Source organism: Paenibacillus zanthoxyli JH29 (assembly GCF_000520715.1).
Classification (GTDB): domain Bacteria; phylum Bacillota; class Bacilli; order Paenibacillales; family Paenibacillaceae; genus Paenibacillus_AQ; species Paenibacillus_AQ zanthoxyli.
Genome location: NZ_ASSD01000333.1, coordinates 1 through 20,658, shown reverse-complemented (window position 1 = coordinate 20,658; position 20,658 = coordinate 1). Strand labels below are relative to the sequence as shown.

General features: G+C 50.0%; 21 protein-coding genes. 3 read left to right on the top strand and 18 right to left on the bottom strand.

What is annotated here, in order from left to right:
* Positions 1-130: 130 nt before the first annotated feature.
* From L691_RS0112275 to L691_RS0112230, 10 genes are all read right to left on the bottom strand, one after another.
* Entirely contained in the window at positions 131-388 is a 258-nt protein-coding gene (locus L691_RS0112275) for an AbrB/MazE/SpoVT family DNA-binding domain-containing protein (RefSeq protein ID WP_025690822.1), read from the bottom strand.
* Between the two features lie 295 nt (positions 389-683).
* The gene (locus tag L691_RS0112270; RefSeq protein ID WP_025690821.1) at positions 684-1,742 is read right to left on the bottom strand and encodes a CapA family protein; all 1,059 of its coding nucleotides are present in this window, start codon (positions 1,740-1,742) and stop codon (positions 684-686) included.
* A 199-nt stretch (positions 1,743-1,941) separates the two neighbouring features.
* Positions 1,942-2,511 (bottom strand): manganese catalase family protein, encoded by a 570-nt coding sequence (locus L691_RS0112265; RefSeq protein WP_025690820.1) that lies wholly within the window; start codon positions 2,509-2,511, stop codon positions 1,942-1,944.
* A 36-nt stretch (positions 2,512-2,547) separates the two neighbouring features.
* Positions 2,548-2,814 (bottom strand): spore coat protein CotJB, encoded by a 267-nt coding sequence (locus tag L691_RS0112260; protein ID WP_025690819.1) that lies wholly within the window; start codon positions 2,812-2,814, stop codon positions 2,548-2,550.
* 3 nt (positions 2,815-2,817) lie between these two features.
* Entirely contained in the window at positions 2,818-3,042 is a 225-nt protein-coding gene (locus L691_RS0112255) for a spore coat associated protein CotJA (RefSeq protein WP_025690818.1), read from the bottom strand.
* 376 nt (positions 3,043-3,418) lie between these two features.
* Positions 3,419-4,777, bottom strand: a complete 1,359-nt coding sequence (locus L691_RS0112250) for a hemolysin family protein (protein ID WP_025690817.1) — start codon at positions 4,775-4,777, stop codon at positions 3,419-3,421.
* Between the two features lie 18 nt (positions 4,778-4,795).
* Positions 4,796-5,932, bottom strand: coding sequence for a radical SAM/CxCxxxxC motif protein YfkAB (yfkAB, locus tag L691_RS0112245; RefSeq protein ID WP_025690816.1), 1,137 nt, complete (start codon positions 5,930-5,932; stop codon positions 4,796-4,798).
* A gap of 241 nt (positions 5,933-6,173) precedes the next feature.
* Positions 6,174-7,250 (bottom strand): HD-GYP domain-containing protein, encoded by a 1,077-nt coding sequence (locus tag L691_RS28705; RefSeq protein WP_036736809.1) that lies wholly within the window; start codon positions 7,248-7,250, stop codon positions 6,174-6,176.
* A 136-nt stretch (positions 7,251-7,386) separates the two neighbouring features.
* The gene (locus L691_RS0112235; protein ID WP_025690815.1) at positions 7,387-8,211 is read right to left on the bottom strand and encodes an undecaprenyl-diphosphate phosphatase; all 825 of its coding nucleotides are present in this window, start codon (positions 8,209-8,211) and stop codon (positions 7,387-7,389) included.
* Positions 8,212-8,267: 56 nt separating this feature from the next.
* On the bottom strand, positions 8,268-9,707 hold the full coding sequence (locus L691_RS0112230) for a bifunctional metallophosphatase/5'-nucleotidase (RefSeq protein WP_025690814.1): 1,440 nt from the start codon (positions 9,705-9,707) through the stop codon (positions 8,268-8,270).
* Between the two features lie 136 nt (positions 9,708-9,843).
* On the opposite strand from L691_RS0112230, the gene L691_RS0112225 reads away from it, so the two are divergent.
* A complete protein-coding gene (locus L691_RS0112225; protein ID WP_025690813.1) occupies positions 9,844-10,566 on the top strand; it encodes a molybdenum cofactor biosynthesis protein in 723 nt (240 codons plus the stop codon).
* Positions 10,567-10,730: 164 nt separating this feature from the next.
* The gene (locus L691_RS0112220) at positions 10,731-11,765 is read left to right on the top strand and encodes an HD-GYP domain-containing protein (RefSeq protein ID WP_025690812.1); all 1,035 of its coding nucleotides are present in this window, start codon (positions 10,731-10,733) and stop codon (positions 11,763-11,765) included.
* Here the strand turns inward: L691_RS0112220 and L691_RS31315 are convergent.
* Entirely contained in the window at positions 11,710-12,039 is a 330-nt protein-coding gene (locus tag L691_RS31315) for a hypothetical protein (RefSeq protein ID WP_198023026.1), read from the bottom strand. The genes L691_RS0112220 and L691_RS31315 overlap by 56 nt on opposite strands.
* Positions 12,040-12,451: 412 nt before the next feature.
* Between L691_RS31315 and L691_RS0112210 the strand changes: the two genes are divergently transcribed.
* Entirely contained in the window at positions 12,452-12,874 is a 423-nt protein-coding gene (locus L691_RS0112210) for a hypothetical protein (protein WP_025690810.1), read from the top strand.
* A 67-nt stretch (positions 12,875-12,941) separates the two neighbouring features.
* On the opposite strand, the gene L691_RS0112205 is transcribed toward L691_RS0112210, so the two are convergent.
* The 7 genes from L691_RS0112205 to sufU form a co-directional block, all read right to left on the bottom strand.
* The gene (locus L691_RS0112205; protein ID WP_232229167.1) at positions 12,942-13,544 is read right to left on the bottom strand and encodes a class I SAM-dependent methyltransferase; all 603 of its coding nucleotides are present in this window, start codon (positions 13,542-13,544) and stop codon (positions 12,942-12,944) included.
* Positions 13,545-13,609: 65 nt separating this feature from the next.
* Complete coding sequence (locus L691_RS0112200; RefSeq protein WP_036736813.1) at positions 13,610-15,427, bottom strand: ABC transporter ATP-binding protein; 1,818 nt, start codon at positions 15,425-15,427, stop codon at positions 13,610-13,612.
* Between the two features lie 41 nt (positions 15,428-15,468).
* A complete protein-coding gene (locus L691_RS28700; RefSeq protein ID WP_036736806.1) occupies positions 15,469-17,229 on the bottom strand; it encodes an ABC transporter ATP-binding protein in 1,761 nt (586 codons plus the stop codon).
* Between the two features lie 306 nt (positions 17,230-17,535).
* The gene (locus L691_RS0112190; protein WP_025690807.1) at positions 17,536-17,946 is read right to left on the bottom strand and encodes a VOC family protein; all 411 of its coding nucleotides are present in this window, start codon (positions 17,944-17,946) and stop codon (positions 17,536-17,538) included.
* Positions 17,947-18,071: 125 nt separating this feature from the next.
* Positions 18,072-18,653, bottom strand: a complete 582-nt coding sequence (locus L691_RS0112185) for a hypothetical protein (RefSeq protein WP_025690806.1) — start codon at positions 18,651-18,653, stop codon at positions 18,072-18,074.
* Positions 18,654-18,797: 144 nt separating this feature from the next.
* Positions 18,798-20,195, bottom strand: a complete 1,398-nt coding sequence (gene sufB / locus L691_RS0112180) for a Fe-S cluster assembly protein SufB (protein WP_025690805.1) — start codon at positions 20,193-20,195, stop codon at positions 18,798-18,800.
* Positions 20,196-20,218: 23 nt separating this feature from the next.
* On the bottom strand, positions 20,219-20,653 hold the full coding sequence (sufU, locus tag L691_RS0112175; RefSeq protein WP_025690804.1) for a Fe-S cluster assembly sulfur transfer protein SufU: 435 nt from the start codon (positions 20,651-20,653) through the stop codon (positions 20,219-20,221).
* Positions 20,654-20,658 lie beyond the last annotated feature (5 nt).

The following is a 20,658-nucleotide window of genomic DNA, read 5'->3' as shown; positions in this document are numbered from 1 at the left end:
CAGGCTGCCTGCTCCATTCGGAGCTTGCTGTCCTGCCGTTTGTTAATATTATGCGGCTAGCCCGGTGCACGGGCAGCCTCTTATGAAAGATTGTTCCCCGGCGCGTCAGACGCCCAATCTTCCCTTCCTCTCATTTTGCCTGATTAAAGCTTTCAATCAACTCGTCGAGAATGTCCCGGCTGACCATCTTGCCCTTGAAGTTAATCAGGTGCTCCGAGCTTCCGGAGAAAATGCAAGTCGGTTCATATTTTCTGAGAATGATCTTCTCACCATCGACAAAAATTTCGAGCGGGTCCTTGATATCAATCCCCATCGTGCGGCGCAGCTCAATCGGAATAACGATACGTCCCAACTCATCCACTTTTCTTACAATTCCTGTTGCCTTCATCCCAGTATCCCCCTCGATATAACACTTTTTATAATCATTTACATATGGAAACGCTTAAGTCCCATTAAGAGTAAGAAGTGATTACACTCTAATTGAATTGTAAAGTGCTGCTTCTTTCCTGTCAAATCATATTTCTACATTTTTTGATACATATCGACAAAATACAAAAAAATATTTTTGCTAAATTCGACAAATTTCCAATATATAGCTAAAATTTAATCCAAAATAAGAACTAGTTATGTCATAATTTCCAAATAAAAAAGAGCAGCGGCCATAAGGCCGCCACTCTCTGCTGTCACTTTGCGCTTATATTTTTCTCAGACACATTGCCCTTTGAATCAACGGAAGCGTTATATGACAGCTTGTTCAGCGTCTGAATAATCTTCTTGTTATAATTTGCATCCATAAATACCGGCTGGCCGCGTGTGATTTTGACCGGCGTTATACTGGCAGACAGCTTATCTCCGGCAATTTGAAAATTGGCCAGCATTGAATCCAGCGTCTTCTCCCCGCCCCGCGTGGAGCGGTTGAACACAAAGTTTCCCAGCGAATAATAGATGGGCTTGTGCTTGTAGTACTCAATACCCATCAGGCAATGGCTGTGCGATCCGATAATGAGATCCGCTCCGCTGTCGATCATCTGTCTGGCAAGCTTACGGGATTCTTGCAGCGGATAATCCTTGAATTCTTGATTCCAGTGAATGTAAACGACTGTAAAATCACTGTCTTTGGCCGCTTGCTTGATCATGCTCAGCAGCGGCTCCGCGGTGTAGGCCGAGGCCGCACCCGGTTTATTCTTGCCCGCATACCACGAAGGGCTGGACAGCACATGGCTTACACCCAGCACGGCGATCTTCTTGCCGTTCACAGTCTTGGTGTAAGGCTTGAACGCTTCCTCTATATTCCGGCCCGCTCCCGTGCGGCCTATCCCATAACTGTCCAGATAGGATAAAGTGTCCATCATCGCCGTCTGCCCGTAATCAAGAATATGGTTGTTCGCTACGGTCACCCCATCAATTCCGGCATAATTTAACCCAGCGAGCGTACCCGGCTTGGACCGGAACACGAATGTTTTATCCGACGCCTGGCCTCTTATCGAAACGGGCGTTTCCAGATTGGCGAAGGCTACATCCGCTTGCTTCAACACGGGCGCCACTTTGAGGAAGGGGTAGTTTACCCCGTATTTTGTAATCTGATCGCCGACATAACCGTCCAGCAGAATATCGCCGGCGAACACCAGCTTGACGCCGTCTGAAGCTGCTGCTTTAGTGGAAGCGGATGCCGCCGTTCCAATCCCTTCCTTCGTATTTAGGACCAGCATTATCACAATCATGATTGCTGAAATTTTTCGCAAATGGATCCCCTCTCTATTATCTATCGCTATTCATGCAGATAATCCCAGTACCTATCCTATTCTACTATATCAAACCAATCTATTAAAGTGCTGGAAGAAGGACTCAAAAACAGTCCCATGATCCACGTCAAAGTGGACCAAGGGACTGTCTTAGGCTGATTTGAGGAATAAATCGATCAGATCTATCCTTTTTTCCAATTCAGAACACCTTCTTGCACTCCTGATCCTCCTTGAGAATCTCGACGGCTTCTCTAAATCGCTGCGAATGTACAACTTCCCGCTCCCTAAGGAATTTGAGACTGTCCTGCAGATCCACATCGTCGGTCATGTTGATCAGCCACTGGTATGTAGCCCGTGCTTTTTCCTCTGCGGCAATGTCTTCGTACAGATCGGCAATCGGGTCCCCTTTGGCCTGAATATAGGTGGCCGTCCACGGCACGCCTCCAGCATTCTCGTAAAAAAGAGCCGAGTCATGGTTGGCATAATGGGCGCCGAGACCGGCCTCCTTCAGCTGCTCCACGGTCGCGTCTTTGGTCAGCTTGTAGACCATGGTTGCAATCATTTCCAAATGGGCCAGCTCTTCCGTTGAAATGTCCGTAAGTACCCCGATAATCTTATCCGGGATGGAATATCTTTGATTCATATAGCGAAGAGCGGCAGCCAGCTCCCCATCCGCGCCCCCATACTGCTCGATCAGATACCTTGCCATCCGGACGTCGCACTTGCACACTCTTACCGGATACTGCAGCTTTTTTTCATACACCCACACACGCATAACCTCCCTTTTCGCCTCTTTTATGCTTGCTTAGACCTGCCAGGGCCAGGGGCTCTGACTCCATTCCCAAGGGCATTTCGAATAAGCGCGCCCAAAGTTTTGCAGCGGACCGTACAGCTCCTGGAACTGTTTTGCCAGCCGGGTGCGCTCCTGGGTAAGCTGGTTAAACTGCTGGATGCTCTTCAGGTCGGTCGGATGGGTATCCAGGTAAAGATTCAACTCCACCAGCGCAAAATCAAGCGTCTGCAGCTGCTCCAGCAGCTCATAGTAACGGCGATCGTAAGGATTCGCATCCATCTCTTAATTCCCTCCTCTGATTTGAGGTGAATACGGACTGAACAGCGCAGGCCAGAGCGTACCGAATCTCAGCGCCTCCGGAAGACTGAACTGCGGCAGGTTGGGAGGCTGAAACCCCAGAAACAGCTGGGGCGGCACAACATAGGTCCTGCAAGGGATCGGCGGGCAGGGATCGAACGGTCCTCTGAACGGCTTATAGTAGCGTTCTTCAGATACCTGGGGATGCATCGGTTGGACATTTAACGGCTGGAGATTCGGCGGCAAGGGGTTCGGCGACTGGAGATTCGAAGCCTGGAGATTTGACGCCAGGGGATTCGAGGCCAGGGGATTCGGCGACTGGAGATTCGGCATTTGAGAATAAAATGCTTGGGGATTGAACGCTTGAGAATTCAACGGTTGAGTGCTCAACGGTTATTCCTCCTTTACTTCCTTTCTGGCTTGCAAAGCAAAGCCACACGGGAGTATCTTAGTAACTAATTTATGAGGTCCGCAGGCCAATAAGACGTTATTCAGGAAAAATTAAAGACCCGCCCCGTAAAATGCGCCTTTTTAGCGCGGGGCGAGTCTTGCGGGAATATGAATATGCAGGATGCGCTTCATTTCATTATTCGTTCTCAGTCTGAGCTTCAGCCGGCTCTTCATCAAGAGGCGCAGCCTCCCGGTGAATATTAATCCGGGTAATCCTGAGCCGGGTGGATTCTTCGACCTCGAAGATCACATGATCAACGACTCTGCGTTTTCCTTTGGCCGGGTTCCCTTCAAGTTCCTTGAATAACCAGCCGCCAATCGAATCGACCTCGTCGTCCTCGATCTGGACGCCTGTGAGTTCATTGACATCCTCTATCAGCATCCGGCCGTCGACCGAGATATAGCCTCCATCCCTGTACTCCACGTCGGGACGCTCATCTTCGAACTCGTCATGCAGATCCCCGACGATTTCTTCGATAATTTCCTCAGCCGTGAGCAGACCGGCGGTACCGCCGTATTCATCCACAACAAGCGTCATCTGGGAATGATTCTTCTGCATCAGCCTCAGCGCATGGCTGATTTCGATCGATTCCGGCACATTCAGGATCGGACGGACCAGAGCCGCCAAATCGCCCTGCTGCTCCGGAGACGCGAGCAGAAAATCGGTAATATGCACAAAGCCGATAATCCGGTCCTTGTCCTCAAATGCCACTGGATAGCGGGAATGCTTCGTTTCCGAGACGATCCGCATGTTCTCTTCCACGGACAGGTTTGTGTATAGGCAGTCCATGTCTGTCCGGGGGAGCATCACCTCGCGGGCCAAACGGTCGGAGAACTCAAATAAATTGTCCATCAGCTTCATTTCGTCCTTATCGATCACGCCGCTCTTCGCGCTCTGATTCATCAGGATGCGGATCTCCTCCTCGGAGTGGGCGGCCTCCGCCTCGCTGGCCGGCTCTACGCCAACAAGCCGCAGCAGCCAGTTCGCCGACGCATTCAGCACCCAGATAACCGGGAAGAACAGCTTGTAAAAGAAAATCAATGGAGCTGAAAGCAGCAGCGCGGAACCTTCTGTCTTCTGGATCGCCAGGGACTTGGGCGCGAGCTCGCCCAGCACAATATGTAAGAAGGTGATGATACAGAAGCCGATAACGACCGATACGGTCGAAATAAAGGTATGATCCGTAACCCCCAGCTTGAACATCAGCGGCTCCACAAGCAGCTCCGAAATGGCCGGCTCCCCTACCCAGCCAAGACCAAGCGAGGCCAGGGTTATACCTAACTGAGTAGCGGACAGATAAGCGTCAAGACGACGGTTGACTGTAAGCGCATAACCCGCCAGTTTGTTGCCTTCGGTTTGAAGCTGCGTCAGCCGGGATTGGCGAACCTTTACAAGCGAGAATTCCGCCGCCACAAAGACACCGTTAAAAAAGACGAGCACCAGAACAAGCAGAAGGTTAAGAATTAAACTTCCTACCTCAAATTCCGTATGCACGATAACAACGCCCCATTTCTACAAATTGATCGCTTTCCTTGATTTAAAATCAATATCCGGGTAGTACATTTCTTTCACCAGCAGATTGGGGCCGCAGCAGCCGGCATTGGCGCAGTGGCAGTTAACCCTCTGATTAAGCGGATGCGCATTTTGCCATTTTGCAAAAATATCATCCAGTTTACTATCGGCGATATTCCCAAATGCAGGTATGTCGGCAAAATCCGTAACGAATACGTCACCGGTAAACATGTTGACATTGACTCGATTGCGGCCGTCCGGATCATTCCGTACCGTTACGTTCTTCTCGGACTTCAGCCGGCGCAGCAGCTCGTGGTCCTCCTCCAAGATGCTGCATGCAAAAAAGGGCAGTGTCCCAAACAGCATCCACATCTCAGGATTCCTGTGGTCAAGCAGGGAATGGATAGCGGCGGCTGTCTCCTTCAGCGGCAGAACCGGAAGCGAAGACGCGAAATTGGAGGCGTACATCGGGTGAACTTCATGCCTGCGGCAGCCCATTTCTCCGATCAGCCGGTGAATTTCCGGCAGCTTGCCGTGTGTCCGGTAGTTGATCATGGATTCCGCCGAAATGAACATCCCCTCCCGGCTAAGGCGCTGCGCATTTTCCAGCATGGTGTCATACAGGCGATAAGCGGTCTCTTTTACCACGGCATGGCCGCTCCCCGAGAAACCTACCTCATGAAAATCGTCGCCGTTTACATAGTTGAACGAGATATGCATAACGTCAAGATAAGGAAGCAGCTTCTCATACCGGGAATACGGCATCGTCAGATTTGAATTAATCTGTGAGCGCACCCCCCGCTTCTTCGCATATTTGAGCAGCGGCACGATGATATTGTCCACAGCATCCGCGCGGAACATCGGTTCTCCGCCGGTAATGCTGATCGTCTCCAAATGCTCCACTTGCTCCAGGCGGTTCAGCATATTCTCAAGCGGCAGCATCTCGCCTTCCCGTGTCGTAAGACTATCGCCGACCGCACAGTGCTCGCAGCGCATATTGCACAGATTCGTCACCGTCATTTCCACACTCGTGAGCACGTGCTTACCGTATCTGTGCAGAGAGAGAATCGGGTCCCAGGGATCGTAATCGGGCGATAATTCCTTCGTTATTGAAGTTGGCGATTGTAACCTATTCATGTACAGTAACTCCTTCAGAAATTCCGTCTTACCCCATATCATACCATGAACTCTAAAAAAACCGCATTCCCCCGCAACTTTTAAACCCGTTTCGCAGAGGCCAGACCCGTCAAAAAACAGAATGCAGCGAAAGACGAGAGCGAAGGCCCCTCCGGCGGAGGCGCCTTCTTCCCCGTTCCCGCTGCATGGCGGCCCGGCTCCACATAAGACTCTCGGCGATTACTTTTTCAAGTATCCGCAACTATTCCACCACGCTGGAAATGATTACGGACAGGGTCTTGCGCAGATCAAGTTCATAAGGTGCGATCTTCTCTCTCTCCGGGCCTTCAACGATCCTTACAACGGGTCTGTGGGGAAGACTCGGGTCGATCTTGACGACCACCCCGGTCTCCCCGGTGCTGAGTTTGACACCCAAGCCAATCGGGTAAATCGCCACACGGTCGCGAAAAATCTCCAGCTGCTGCTGCTCGTATAGCGTACCTGAGCCGACATAAAGCGCCTCTACCGCCTGGTGCGGCAGCATAGCGTTTTTATAGACACGGCTGGAGGTCATGGCGTCATAGGAATCGGCCACGCCGATCCATTTGGCATATTCGTGAATCTCTGGGCCGAGGAGGCCGCGCGGATAGCCGGACCCGTTAATCCGCTCATGATGCTGCAATGCGCAATGGGCGACGAGCAGGGGAATGTTCGGCTCATCCTTTAGAATCTTGAATCCGATCTCGGTATGCGCCTGCATGTGCCGAAACTCCTCATCGTTTAGCATACCCGGTTTTTGGACGATTTTGACCGGGATCTGCGTCTTGCCGATATCATGGAGCAGAGAGCCCAGACCGAGCATTGTTAATTCGCTGCGGCTGTAGCCGTGAGCGATTCCAAGCACCAGGGTATAAAGGCATACGTTCAGTGAGTGGGAATACAGGTAATTGTCGGTAGTATACATGTCGTGCAGCATAATCATCGGATCTTCCTGTCCGGACATTTCGTCCAGAATGGAATCCATAATTTTGGAGAATTTCTTATCCAGATGATAGAAGCCTTTCTTAATGCCTGAAGCGCTCGACATTTCCTGAAACTGAGTGCGTATTGTCTTCAGCGCCTGATTACGAGTATCGTCCTGAAGCATATTCGGAATTTCCACATCTTCCGTCAGCGCATCATGAATATATACATAGCCGATATCTATCATTGACAAGCGGCTAATGAGCGAACTGTCCAGCACCACACCGTCCGAGAGCAGCACTAGTCCTTCATCGTTGTATATTTTTCTGCCCAGCCTCATCCCCTCTTGAAGCCGGTTGATCGGTACCAAACGCAACTTGGCTCACTCCTGCCTTAAACGGTAATTAGGTGCCCTGCTATAAATTTATGATTATTCTAATATCTACCGTTACTGCTGCATACAACAAGCGAGTCAATTATCCATTGTTATAACGTCGCCGCGGCAGTAGATATCAGCGCATAACGAACAACCAGAAACAGGCGGCCAACACAAAGCGGTAAATGGCAAAATGGGTAAGCCGGATTTTTTGGATCAGACGCATGAACAAAACAACGACGATGTAAGCTACAACGAACGAAACCAAAAATCCGATAGCAAAGATTCCAATCATATCGCCGGTAATCTCCTTATACGAATCGAGCAGTTCATACCCTGAAGCCGCGCACATGATCGGGATGGCGATCAAAAAGGAGAAGTCGGCCGAAGCCTTATAGCTGACGCCGGTCAGCATGCCGCCCGAGATGGTTGAGCCGGATCGCGAGAAGCCGGGCCACAGCACGGAAATAATCTGATACAGTCCGATCGCCAGGGCCTGTCCGTAGGATATGTCGTCCATTTCTTCCGCGGTGACCCGAATTTTGCGCTTGTTGACCCATTCGGCAATGATCATCAGAATCCCGCCTGCGACAAGCGCCCACAGCACCGTACTGGCCCCAAACAGGCTCTTGATAAAATCTCGGGCGAAAAAAGCCACGGCCAGCGCAGGAACGATACCTAAAATGACGTGGATGAGGTTGAGCCGCGAGCGGGGCATAACGCCCCCTCTTTCCCTCTTGCGGCCGATTCCCAGCAGATCGAGTATGCGGCGGCGGTAAACGAACGCGATGGCGAGAATCGCTCCCAGTTGAATGACAATTTCGAACGTCTTCATCAAATCACTCTGTTCGTTAAATTGAAGCAGCCGTGAGGTCAGAATCATGTGGCCGGTAGAGGAAACAGGAATAAATTCGGTAATCCCTTCAACAATGGCTAGAATAATGGCTGTAATCGTGTCCATATTGGCCTCCTAAACAGTTCTGCGATTTGAGTAAATGAAAAAAGGCTGGCGGGCTGCTAGGGAATTATCGGTTCCCAGCGGGCTTGCGCGCACTCGTCCAGACTTCCCGGACGCTGCAATTCCATCCGCAGCAGGTCCCGCAGGAAATGAGGCAGCAGGAACAGAACATCCTGTCCATTTCCTATTGACTCATATCCCGCACGAAAAGTGAACATATCGATCGTTCCGACGGAATACTCCCTGGTGTCCTCAAGCGGCTGTCCGTCGACAAAAACTGCAATATTTTTATCATACGGCATCGCATAAGGATCGTACAGGATTTTTATTCCGTCCACCGCCAGACCGCCGAGCCGTTCTCCCCGGAAGCCGTAACCGTAAATGACCTTCTCACGGAACTCGGCGGCCAGACTCTGCTTCAGCGCGATGCGGATATCTCTGCCGGACAGCCGCATAACGCACGGATTGATCGGGGAAGGACAAAGCGCATGCAGCATACCTGCCGTAATCTCCCCCTTAGGAAGCGGTCCGAGCAGTTGGCCGGCATTTACCAGCGAGAACGCAGTTCCCGTGAAACGTCTCACCGACTGCGCCAGCAAATTGGCAAAAGGGGATTCTCCACTGATATCAAGCGCGAGGCTCCGGTCGGTAATGGCGACCGTCTCGCTCAATGCTTCATTTCCGCGTTCCAAATGAAGCATGGACGCAGCGGAAACTGCGGATTCGGAGAGCGAGGGATCGACGGGGAAGCTCTCACCCGTTACATACCGGAAAAGCCCGTTCTCTTCGCCGCGTTCGAATACTAGCCGCCCCAGGTATCGCCCGAATTTACCTGCCCCGCATACGGCCGTACCGCCAATGATCAGCGGCTGCTCCAGCACATGATGGGTATGTCCGCCCAGAATGGCGTGGACGCCTTCCAATCGCTCCGCAAGCAGCTTGTCAGCCGGCAGGCCCAGATGGGAAAGGATAATCAGAATATCCACCTGAGGCGCGAGCAGCCGGCACTCTTCCCGGAGACATTCTTCCGGCTCCATCGCATCCCAACCGAGCAGCGAATAGAACGGGGCAAAGGGCGCGGTTGCTCCCGTAATTCCGATCCTAACCCCCTCTCTTTCCAGAATCGTGTGGCGCTTCATCCAAAGCGGGGGATTGCCCGTTGCCGTCTCTACCAAATTACAGCATACGACCGGACACTGGAGGCCGGCAAAGATGCCCGTCAGAATCTCTTTTGAAAACGTCAGGCCTTCATTGTTTCCGATCGTGACGGCGTCATAGCCTGTAAGGTTGATCATATCAATATTCGCCTGGCCCATCGTTCCTTCGGTTGCCGCAGCGGCCCTGTCCATATGATCGCCGATATCAAAGAGCAGTACGATGCCACCTTGAGCTTCTGTTCTCTGCCTTGTGATAGCCGCTGCGAGCGGGCTCATCATTTCGAAGTGGCTGTGAATATCGTTGGTATGAAGAATCGTAAGTCGCTCTGTTTCGGGCCTCATCGTCCAAGCTCCTTCCGGCTTTATAGCCGCTCCCATAAGAGGCGGCAGGCAGTGTGTCTTTAGAGCCTAGCATAACATTTTCAATCACAATATGGTATATTGAAGTCATTACGATCATTAACGAGGTGAACCCAACATGCAAATTTCAATTCGTCTTTTCGCGGGGCTGGCCGAAGCGATCGGCTCCCAGGTCCTAGATTTCCAAGTAGCCGAGCCTCAGGTAACTGCCGGTAAACTCAAGGAGCTGTTGTCCGCTTCCTATCCCGAAGCCGCCGGTCAGATCAGCGTTTCCATGGTTGCCATTGATCGCGAATATGCTCCGGAAGACACTGTTATCTCTGGTTCCTCTGAAGTGGCGCTGATCCCTCCGGTTTCCGGGGGGGAGCCTACCCCGGAGGAGGGCAGCACCCAGAATGGATTGTATACCGTAACGGAGCAGCCGCTCCGTACGGAGGACATCCTGGATAAAGTGCTGGACAAAGATCATGGCGCTTCGCTTGTCTTTGTCGGGACAACACGGGAAATGACCGGAGACGAGCGGACTGAGGCGCTTCACTACGAGGCTTATGTTCCGATGGCTCTCTCCAAGTTTGAGGAAATCGGCCGTGAGGTTATGGAACGCTGGCAGGCGCGCTGCGCCATTTCTCATCGGATCGGACATGTTGGATTGAAGGAAGCCAGTGTTGTCATCGCCGTTTCTACCCCGCATCGCGACGCCTGCTATGAAGCAAGCCGCTTCGCGATCGAAGAGCTGAAACGTATGGTTCCTATATGGAAAAAGGACCTAGGCGCTTCGTCTGAGGAATGGAAGGGCGCTGATAAGGCTTATCGTGACAATTGGCCTATAATTTCCCAATGATTTCATTGTGAAATTCACCTTTTCTTGTTATGCTCAAGAAAGAACGGCTGCAACTTCATTTAGAGGCTGTATCCGTTTCTCATAGAATATAGAAGAGATGTATAAGCGCGCTGTTAATACATTCTTATATTTTTAAATAATAACAGGTAGAGGTGGCATAGGATTTGAAAGTGCACATCACGGATTTAAAGCCCGGCGATCTCCTGAAGGAAGATACCTTCAGCAACCGAGGCATTCTGATATTGTCCAAAGGAGCAGAGCTCCAGGAAGATGACATTAATAAACTTTTGCTGCATGGCGTGGACTATGTTGACATTGAAGGTCCCGCACAGTTGGCCCCCTCAGCCCCGTCTGTTATTCAGACGGTAACTAAGCAGTTCGACCAAACCATAGAAGGCTTTGAATCCCTCTATCTGGAGGCGCTGACCAAAGGAAGCTTCAACCAGACCATGGTTGACGATATCCTGAATCCTCTGCTGAATTCGCTCGATCAGAATAAAGATGTCGTTTCTCTGCTCCTTCTGCTGGATCGTGATGACGACTATACTTACATCCATTCCCTTCAGGTCGGTATGCTAACTTATTATATTGCTTTCTGGCTTGGCTATTCCAAGAAGGAATGCTACGAAATTTCGCGGGCAGGCTATTTGCTCGATATCGGCAAATGCCGCATTCCGGCAGCCATTCTGAAGAAGCCCGGCAAGCTGACTCCGGAGGAATTTCAGGAAATCCAGCGGCATACTACATATGGTTACGAGATTATCCTCAACTCCATGAGCGACCACAGCACGGCACTCGTTGCTCTTCAGCATCATGAACGCGAGGACGGCTCCGGCTATCCCTCCAATCTGGTAAAAGACGAGATACATCCGTACGCCCAGATCGCCGCGGTCGCAGACGTGTACAGCGCTATGACGACTTCCCGGGTGTATCAGTCGAAACGGGAGCTCATCGGCGTATTGCGGGAGCTGCACAATCTCGGCTTCGGCAAGCTGAACGGCAAGTCCGTACAAGCTTTTATCCAGCATCTTATGCCGAACTTTATTGGTAAAAGAGTGCTGCTCAGCACCGGCGATATGGGCGTTATTATTTTGAATAATACAACCGACGTGTTTCGCCCCCTCGTACAAAGCGGAGGACGCTTCATTGATCTTTCCCGTGAACGGAATTTAGCAATTGTTGAGATTTATATGGATTAAGGATTTCAGCAGGCTCCAACCAAGGGCAATTACAGACTAGCTCAGGCAAAACGGCCACGTCCTGAATATAAAAATACATCGCCCCGTCGCCGACGGTTCTTCCCATTCCAATGATCCTGCCATTGCAGACCGCCACCACGCCATGTACGGAGTCTGCAATGGAGCGTTTCGTCATTTCCGCATCGACTTCTCCCCATCCGACGGATTGCCATAAAGAGTTATGCTCCGTAACCGTTGGAAGCCGCTCGATAATCTCATACCGATAGCTTTTCATAATAAGTCCCTCACTCCTTTGCTCGGACAAAATCTTGTCTCCTCTCCAAAATACAAAAGCCCCCTGTCCGGTAACCGGACAGGAGACGCAGTTGTACAACAAGAAGACACGCACCTTCTCTAATGAAAGCGTATCTGCTTCCACACATACCAAAAGCGCATACTGCTCCTATCCAGAGAACTCGGATGAACCGATTTTCTGGTGGCGGATAGGTTAGCAGTCCATGGCTTATAACCATTCCTTTCATTCTGATGCTCGAATATATCATACTTTATCAGCCCTATTCAAGGCGGTTGTCTCTATTCAGTCAAAGACGGATACAGTTTGTACATACTTTTTCCATATAGTTCTATGTCCCTAGTAAATATTGGGTGTATAATTGGAAGAAAATAGATTATAGGGGAGATGCGTTATGGTTAAGCAAGCGGTAAAATCAGGACTCTTGTTGATGTTGGCCTTTATCCTTTCCACCCAGCCACTTTTTGCGGCAGGCAAGACGGTAAAGGTAAAAGTAACCTTGGTAAGCGCTGAACTGGTTCACAATGAGCATGTGGGCAACGAGTGGTTGTGGGGCGGTTATGTAAACGGCAAGGAGATTGAGGAAGGATCATCCGTAACGGTAAACGTAAGCTCTTCGGGCTCGATCAAGCTTCGCGCAGACGCGCAGGAACAGGATAAATATCCCGAAGACGGAACAGCCAATGCTACGGTCAAAGTCGCTTCTATCAAATCCTCTGTAAGTAAGACCTTAAATGTTAGCGTGGTAGAGAACCGCGGACGTTATTCCGGAAACACGGCAACATGGCGCTTTGTGTTCAAGATTCAAAAGCTGTGACGATTGTTCACAGTTTAATTAAGAGACTGCGTCTGTCTAAAAAGAAAAACGCGGTCTCTTTACCATGTCATTTCTTTTGTAGAATATAATCGACGAACCCCTGACGAATCTTTTCCCCGTTATATATTCTCTCCAATATCCTGTCCTCTTTATATAACGTATCCATATCGCTGAACAATGGGTCCGGTTCCCCCTCCTCGTAATAAGAATGAATAACGGGAAGATCGTCCTCAAATTGCTCGTATTGATTAACTCCTACCTTGACACCCTGTCCGCATCGAAAATCACGGGTTGTGAGAAAATTTACAAACAGCAGTCCCCCGGACTTTAAAACCCGCTTCATTTCGGCTATGGAAAGCTCAACTTCCGCTTTTGTCATATGGAATACGGAGTTGTAGGAATATACAAAGCTCATCGTTTTGTCTCCGAAGGGCAATTTCCTCATGTCGCCTTGTGTTATATTTAATTCTTGATCTTTGGCTCTGGCAAATTCCGCGGCCCGTTTCAATTGTTTGATATCGTACTCAATGCCAAACGTCGAATATCCGAATTCCGAGAATAAACTTAAAGGCGGAGTTTCGCCTCCCGCACCGCAATCCAGTACCACCCGATCAAGATTAACTTCATTGCAAAAGTACAGAAATCTGTATAAAGGAACTTGCTTGAACACTTCCTTCAAAGCTTTCAACTCCTTCTTTAAACTAGGGACTTTTCGAAGTGTACTCGGGCGAAATATTACAGAAACCGGAACTGCGCTTCGATCAGACCGTTATAGATGCCTTGTTGTTCTGTCAGTTCTTGATGAGTTCCCATTTCTTTGATTTCCCCATGGTCGAGGACGACAATTTGATCCGCATGGCGGATCGTGGACAAACGGTGGGCGACGATAAACGAAGTACGCCCTTTGAGCAGCACCTTCAGCGCCTCCTGGATTTTCAGCTCCGTTTCGGTATCGATGCTCGCTGTCGCTTCATCCAGAATCAGAATGCGCGGATTGGCCAAAAGCGCCCGGGCAAAAGACAACAGCTGACGCTGGCCCATCGACAGTGCGCTGCCGCGCTCTTCTACCTGAGTTGCATAGCCGTCCGGCAGCTTCATAATAAAATCATGGGCGTCTACCGCTTTGGCCGCATCCTCTACTTCCAGGTCACTTGCGTCCAGCCTTCCGAAGCGGACGTTGTCCCTGATCGTTCCGGAGAAGATGAATGTGTCCTGAAGCACGATTCCAATCTGGCTACGGAGGCTATTTAGCGTAACATCACGGATATCTTGGCCGTCTATCGTAATTCTGCCCCCCGTAATATCATAGAAGCGTCCAATCAGATTAATAATGGTGCTCTTGCCCGAACCGGTATGGCCGACAAGCGCAATCGACTGTCCGGCTGATACTTCAAGATCAATTCCCTTCAGCGCCGCACGCCCTTTTTCATATTCGAAATAGACCCGTTCAAAGGAAATATCTCCGTGAATGGTAGGCAGCGGCTTGGCCTCCGGTTTGTCCTGAACAAGCGGCTCTTCATCCAAATACTCAAAGATCCGTTCCGAGGAGGCCATCGCTACGAGCAGCTGATTGTAAGTCTGCCCGAGCCGATTGATCGGGTCCCAGAAATTGCTCACGTATGTGCTGAATGCAACGAGCACGCCGACGGTCAGATTGCCTGTCTGTATCATATACGCGCCTAACCAGAAAAGAACCAGCGTTCCGAGCCCGCCCGTCACCTCAATAATTGGCCCGAATCCTTGGTTCATTGCCGACGCCTTATCCCAGGATTTCTTGCTGTCCCTGTTCATTGCATCGAAGTAATTCATGTTCTCAAGCTCCTGGGTATACGCCTGGGTTACCCGGATGCCCTGAATCGACTCGTTCAAATGGGAGTTGATTCGCGAGTTTTTGATCCGCACCGCCTGCCAGGCTATGCGAATCGTCCGGCGGTACTTAGTCGAGACGAGGAACATAATCGGAACGGTAACCATGACCGCAAGTCCCAGCTTCCAGTTCAGCGCCAATAAAATAACGACAATACCGGCAAGCTGCACGCAGTCGATAATCGAGTTCACAACCCCGTTCGTGAACAGATCCTGAAGAGAGTTAATATCATTGGTGACTCTCACAAGTACCGAACCGGCCGGACGCTTGTCGAAGAAATTGAACGACAGCTTCTGAATATGTTTGAATAGATCGGAACGAAGATCATAAATGACTTTTTGACCGATCACATTCGTATATTTGATACGGAATACGCCTGCGATCCACTGCACGATGTATAGAACGATAACGCCTGCGGTGAGCGCATATAGCAATGCCTGATCCGGGTTCCCGTTCTTAGGTGCAATCGCCTTGTCGATCGCCAGACTGGTTAGAAACGGTACCATCAGCTTCGTAATCGTTCCCAGCACCATCATCAGGATGACAAGCGGCAGCATTTGTCTGGCATACGGCTTCATGTAGCCGAACAACCGCATAAACTGCTTCCAGTCAAAAGCTTTATCAATGACTTCGTCATCCCTATAAACAAATCTTTTCTGTACCGTTGCGTCTGTCTCTGATTTCAGAGAACCCGGAGCTTCATTTTTTCTGCTTGCCGCTACATGATTCACTGGTCTTCACCACCGGCGGCCTTCGCCAAATATTCAGCGTATTGAATCCGGTATACATCCCGGTATGCCCCGGGCATGCCAATCAGTTCCTCATGGGTGCCCCGCTGCACGATTCTTCCTCCATCCATAACGATAATCTGGTCGGCGTGGCGGAGAGATGAGATCCGGTGAGCAATGATGAGCGTCGTCCGGCCGTGCATAACCTCCTGAAAGCCCGTTTGTATTTCATGTTCTGTTTCCATATCGACCGCGCTGGTAGCGTCGTCAAGAATCAAGATCCGCGGATTCAGCAGCAGGGCTCTCGCGATGGCGATCCGCTGCTTTTGGCCTCCCGATAGCCCCATGCCGCGCTCACCTACAACGGTGTCATAGCCTTCCGGCATTTCCATAATAAAATCATGCGCCTTGGCTAATTTTGCCGCCCGGATAACCTCCTCCATCGTCACCTCTTTCAGCCCGTAAGCGATATTTCCCCGAATGGAGGATGAGAACAAAAAGGTCTCCTGGAACACGGCGGCGATCTGCAATCTGAGACTTCGCACTCCCAGTTCCCTGATGTCAGTACCGTCAAGCCTAACGCTGCCTTCATCTACATCATAAGCACGCATCAGCAGCTGAATAATCGTCGATTTGCCCGACCCGGTTCCGCCCAGAAAGCCGATGACCGATCCCGGTTTGGCTTCAAAATGAATATCCGTAACCGCCGGCACCTTATTCCCGTAGGCAAAGGTAACATGGTCATAGACGATATGACCCTTAACTTCGGCTGAATTCAGTTCTACTGCATCCGGTTTATCCTGCACATCAATCCACTGGTTCAACACCTCGAGCACTCTCTCTCCGGAAGCCTTTGACTGCGTATAGTTGTTAATATGAAACCCGAGACCCCATACAGGCGCAATAATATACCAGATTAGACTGAAAAAAGCGACAAGCTCGCCGAGCGTCATTTGCTTGTTAATAACAAGCGTTCCGCCAACTCCAAGTAGAATCGCTACACAAGCGCATGCCAGAAACTCCATAGCCGGGAAGAACTTGCTCCACAGTTCGGCGGCGTATATTTGATTGTTCTTGTAGCGTTCGTTGCGTCCTGAGAATTTATCGACCTCATACCGCTCTCTGGCAAAAGACTTGACCGTCCGCACACCGGTAACGTTCTCCTGAACCGTTGTCGTCAGCTCGCTGAGCGCTTGCCGCATCTCCTGAAAAGCAGGATGGATACGACCTTCGAATTTAAAAGCAACCGCAGCCAGGAACGGCATCGTAACCAGCGTCACCAGAGTAAGCTGCCAATTCAATGAGAACATCATCATCGATCCAAACGCTACCATGAAGAAGACATTTAATAGCTGCGCAAATCCGAAGCCGATAAAAAGACGGATTGCTTCCAGATCGCCGGTCAGCCGGGACATGAGATCACCGGTCTTGGCGGTGTCATAATAACGGAAGGACAAAAATTGCAGCTTCTCATAACACGCATTCCGAAGACGGTAAGCCAAATAATTCCCAAGCCTTCCTCCGAAAAATCCATGTGCAAACTGCAGACACGCCTTCAAACATACAACGGCCAATACCGTCAGCGCAAGCAGGGGAACATCACTAAATTTCATAGGTAAGATAACATCGTCAATCAGCTTTCTTAGCAGGTTGGGGGTAATTAGCCCCACGGCCGTAGCGGCAGCCAAACAAACAATCGATAGAATCAGAAAATGCAGCCTCTCCCGGTAATAAACCCGCAGCTGCCTAAGAACATCCATGTCTCTCCTCCTTTTTTTCACAAGTTTCCGAACTTTAACGCTTTCAATTTCTAGAGACTTTAAGGAGTTATCACTCCTAATTTAATGGAGCAAAGCGGAAAAACACCCAAATTTAACGTCAAACACCCAAAAACACCGCTTAACCAGCTAAATACGCCCCCGGATTCATAGAATGCTTCCTTTTTCTCACAAATACTGGTGTACAAAGAAAAATCGGAAACAAATAAAAAGCGTCCCCATTGTCGGAAACGCTCATCGTTATCCTTGTCATTATAAATTGTCTGGCTTTAACGGCTTTTGATTAAATCAAGATGGTTCAGGCATCTCCATCTCCGTTACGACCTGCCACGACATGCCGTACTTGTCCTCAAGCTGGCCGAAGTGTGCTCCCCAAAATTGCTTCTTCAACGCGTCGATTACTTTGCCGCCTTCGGCAAGCTTATCAAAAGCCGCATAAGCCTCTTCTTCAGTCGAAAATTCAAGCGTAAGGGCCAATCCATTTCCCCGTTCGATCGGCTTAAAGGAATCGCTCATATAGAAAAGAATACCAGCCGCCTTGAAACTCAGATGCATAACCTTGTCCTTATACTCCGGATTTTGGTCTGGGCCATCCTCGAATGTCATCACACTCAGAACTTCTCCACCAAGCGCCTCGGTGTAAAACGCAGCCTGCGATCTTGCATCCTCCGAAAAAATGTAGGGGGTTAGCTTTGCCATGCCTTCAACATCCTTTCCTTCCTGAGTTTGAATTTCCACTCACAGCTTACCACAGAACATATGTTCTTGTCTAGTTGTTTAAGCGAAAATAAAAAGCCTCACCGCAAGGGTAAGGCATTCACTTATCATTTTTTGATGACCATTCTTGAAGTTTTCTTATTTACCTCAGCATCATGATCAGCAATAAAATCATTCAGTAATTTTTGAGCGGAAACGCATTCGGTGGGTGTATTCGCGCCCGTTGTTCGCAGCAGCTCTACCATTTTTCCCTTAACGTTCAGATCGGTTAGAGCATCCCCACTGCGCAAGAAGCAAAATTTAAGGTCCTCCCCCTCCGGGAAGTACCTCTCGCTCTTGTTCGTTTCTGAATCCACTGTGAAAAATTCAATATTGCCGTCAAGATTTATACCGCCAAAAGCAATCATGACCTTAACTCCGCGTTGATTCAAATCATCGCTATTGAAAAAATCAACCAGCGCATTATGGATGACAGAGAAATCCGTCTTTACATCAAAGTACGGCAGCATCTGCACCGACAACTCTTCACACGGTCCTTGGCTGCCCGCAAAAGCAATAAACGCTTGATTCCCGATATTAATAAATCTCTGATAATCTTCTTTCAAGATTTCTTTATTATCCCCTATTAACGTTCCATCGCTCATTACGCATAAAAAATCCTTTCTGCCCAAAACAGATACAAAGCTCATCGTATTCCTCCTAATCTTGGATATGCAGTCATTCATTTATGTAAAAAAATACGTGCCCGAGCGCCTTGGGCAAAAATGCGTCAAGATCACTGCGGACACGTATTTGCATGTTACATAAGCCGGGAACCCTTGATCACCTCAAGGCTAGCCGATGCTTCCTTCCATCTCGAATTTGATAAGACGGTTCATCTCGACGGCGTATTCCATCGGCAGTTCCTTGGTGAACGGCTCAATGAAGCCCATTACGATCATCTGGGTCGCTTCGGCTTCCGTAAGACCGCGGCTCATCAGGTAGAAGAGCTGCTCCTCGGATACCTTGGAGACGGTCGCTTCATGCTCCAGCGTAATATTGTCGTTCATAATCTCATTATAAGGAATTGTATCCGAAGTAGATTCGTTATCCATAATGAGCGTATCGCATTTAATATTTGACTTCGCGCCTTCCGCCTGACGGCCAAAGGAAGCGAGTCCGCGGTAAGTAACTTTCCCGCCGTGCTTACTGATCGACTTGGAAATGATGGTGGACGTCGTGTCCGGTGCCAGATGGATCATCTTGGCGCCGGCATCCTGATGCTGGCCTTTACCGGCTACCGCGATAGAGAGTACGGAACCCTTGGCTCCGCGTCCTTTCAGAACGACCGCCGGGTATTTCATCGTCAGCTTGGAACCGATGTTGCCGTCAACCCATTCCATCGTCGCGTTTTCTTCCGCAACCGCGCGTTTGGTAACGAGGTTGTAGATGTTCGGCGCCCAGTTCTGAATGGTTGTATAGCGGACACGCGCGTTCTTTTTACAGATGATTTCAACGACCGCGCTGTGCAGCGAATTCGTGCTGTAGACCGGAGCGGTGCAGCCTTCCACGTAATGCACGAAGCTGTCCTCATCGGCAATGATCAGCGTTCTTTCGAATTGTCCCATGTTCTCGGAGTTGATCCGGAAGTAAGCCTGTAGCGGTATTTCGCATTTAACGCCTTTTGGAACGTAGATAAAGCTTCCACCCGACCAAACGGCGCTGTTGAGCGCTGCGAACTTGTTGTCGGTCGGAGGAATCACGGTGCCGAAATACTGCTTAAAGATCTCGGGATGCTCACGCAAAGCCGTGTCCGTGTCCGTAAATATTACACCCTGCTCTTCAAGATCATGCTGCATGCTATGGTAGACGACCTCGGATTCGTATTGTGCGGATACACCTGCAAGGAACTTTTGTTCCGCTTCGGGAATGCCGAGCTTATCGAATGTTTCCTTGATTTCGGAAGGAACTTCTTCCCAGGTCTTGCCCTGCTTCTCGGATGGTCTTACATAGTACTGAATGTCGTTGAAATCCAGTTCGTCAAGGTTTCCGCCCCAACGCGGCAGCGGCATTTTACCGAATTGCTCGAGCGATTTCAGACGGAAGTCCAGCATCCACTGCGGCTCATTCTTAATCGCCGAGATTTCCTTCACAATTTCCGGAGTCAGCCCTTTACCCGTTTGAAATACCGCCTTGTGCTCGTCCCGAAAACCATATTTGTACTCTTCAATTTCAGGCGCTTTTTTGGCCATGGGGTACGCCTCCTTCAGTTTATTTAGTGATGTTGCCGCTCTTCCTCGTCGATGCCTTTGCGCAGCGCATTCCAGGCCAGAGTCGCACATTTGATCCGCGCCGGAAATTTGTTAACGCCGGACAGGGCCTCTAAATCTTCGTAATCGTCGAACGTCACGTCCTCGCCCTTCATCAGTGCAGAGAATCGGCTGGCCAAATCCAGCGCCTGCTCTACTGTCTTCCCTTTAACCACTTCGGTCATCATCGAAGCGGAGGACATGCTGATCGAACAGCCTTCACCGATATACCGGGCTTCCTTCACGATCCCGTCTTCCACTTTAAGCTGCAGTGTAATGCGGTCGCCGCAGGTAGGGTTGTTCAGTTCCACCTTCATAGCATCGTCTTCGAACAAGCCGCGGTTCCGGGGATTCTTATAATGATCCATGATTACACGTCTGTACAAATCATCTAATTGCATCGGCG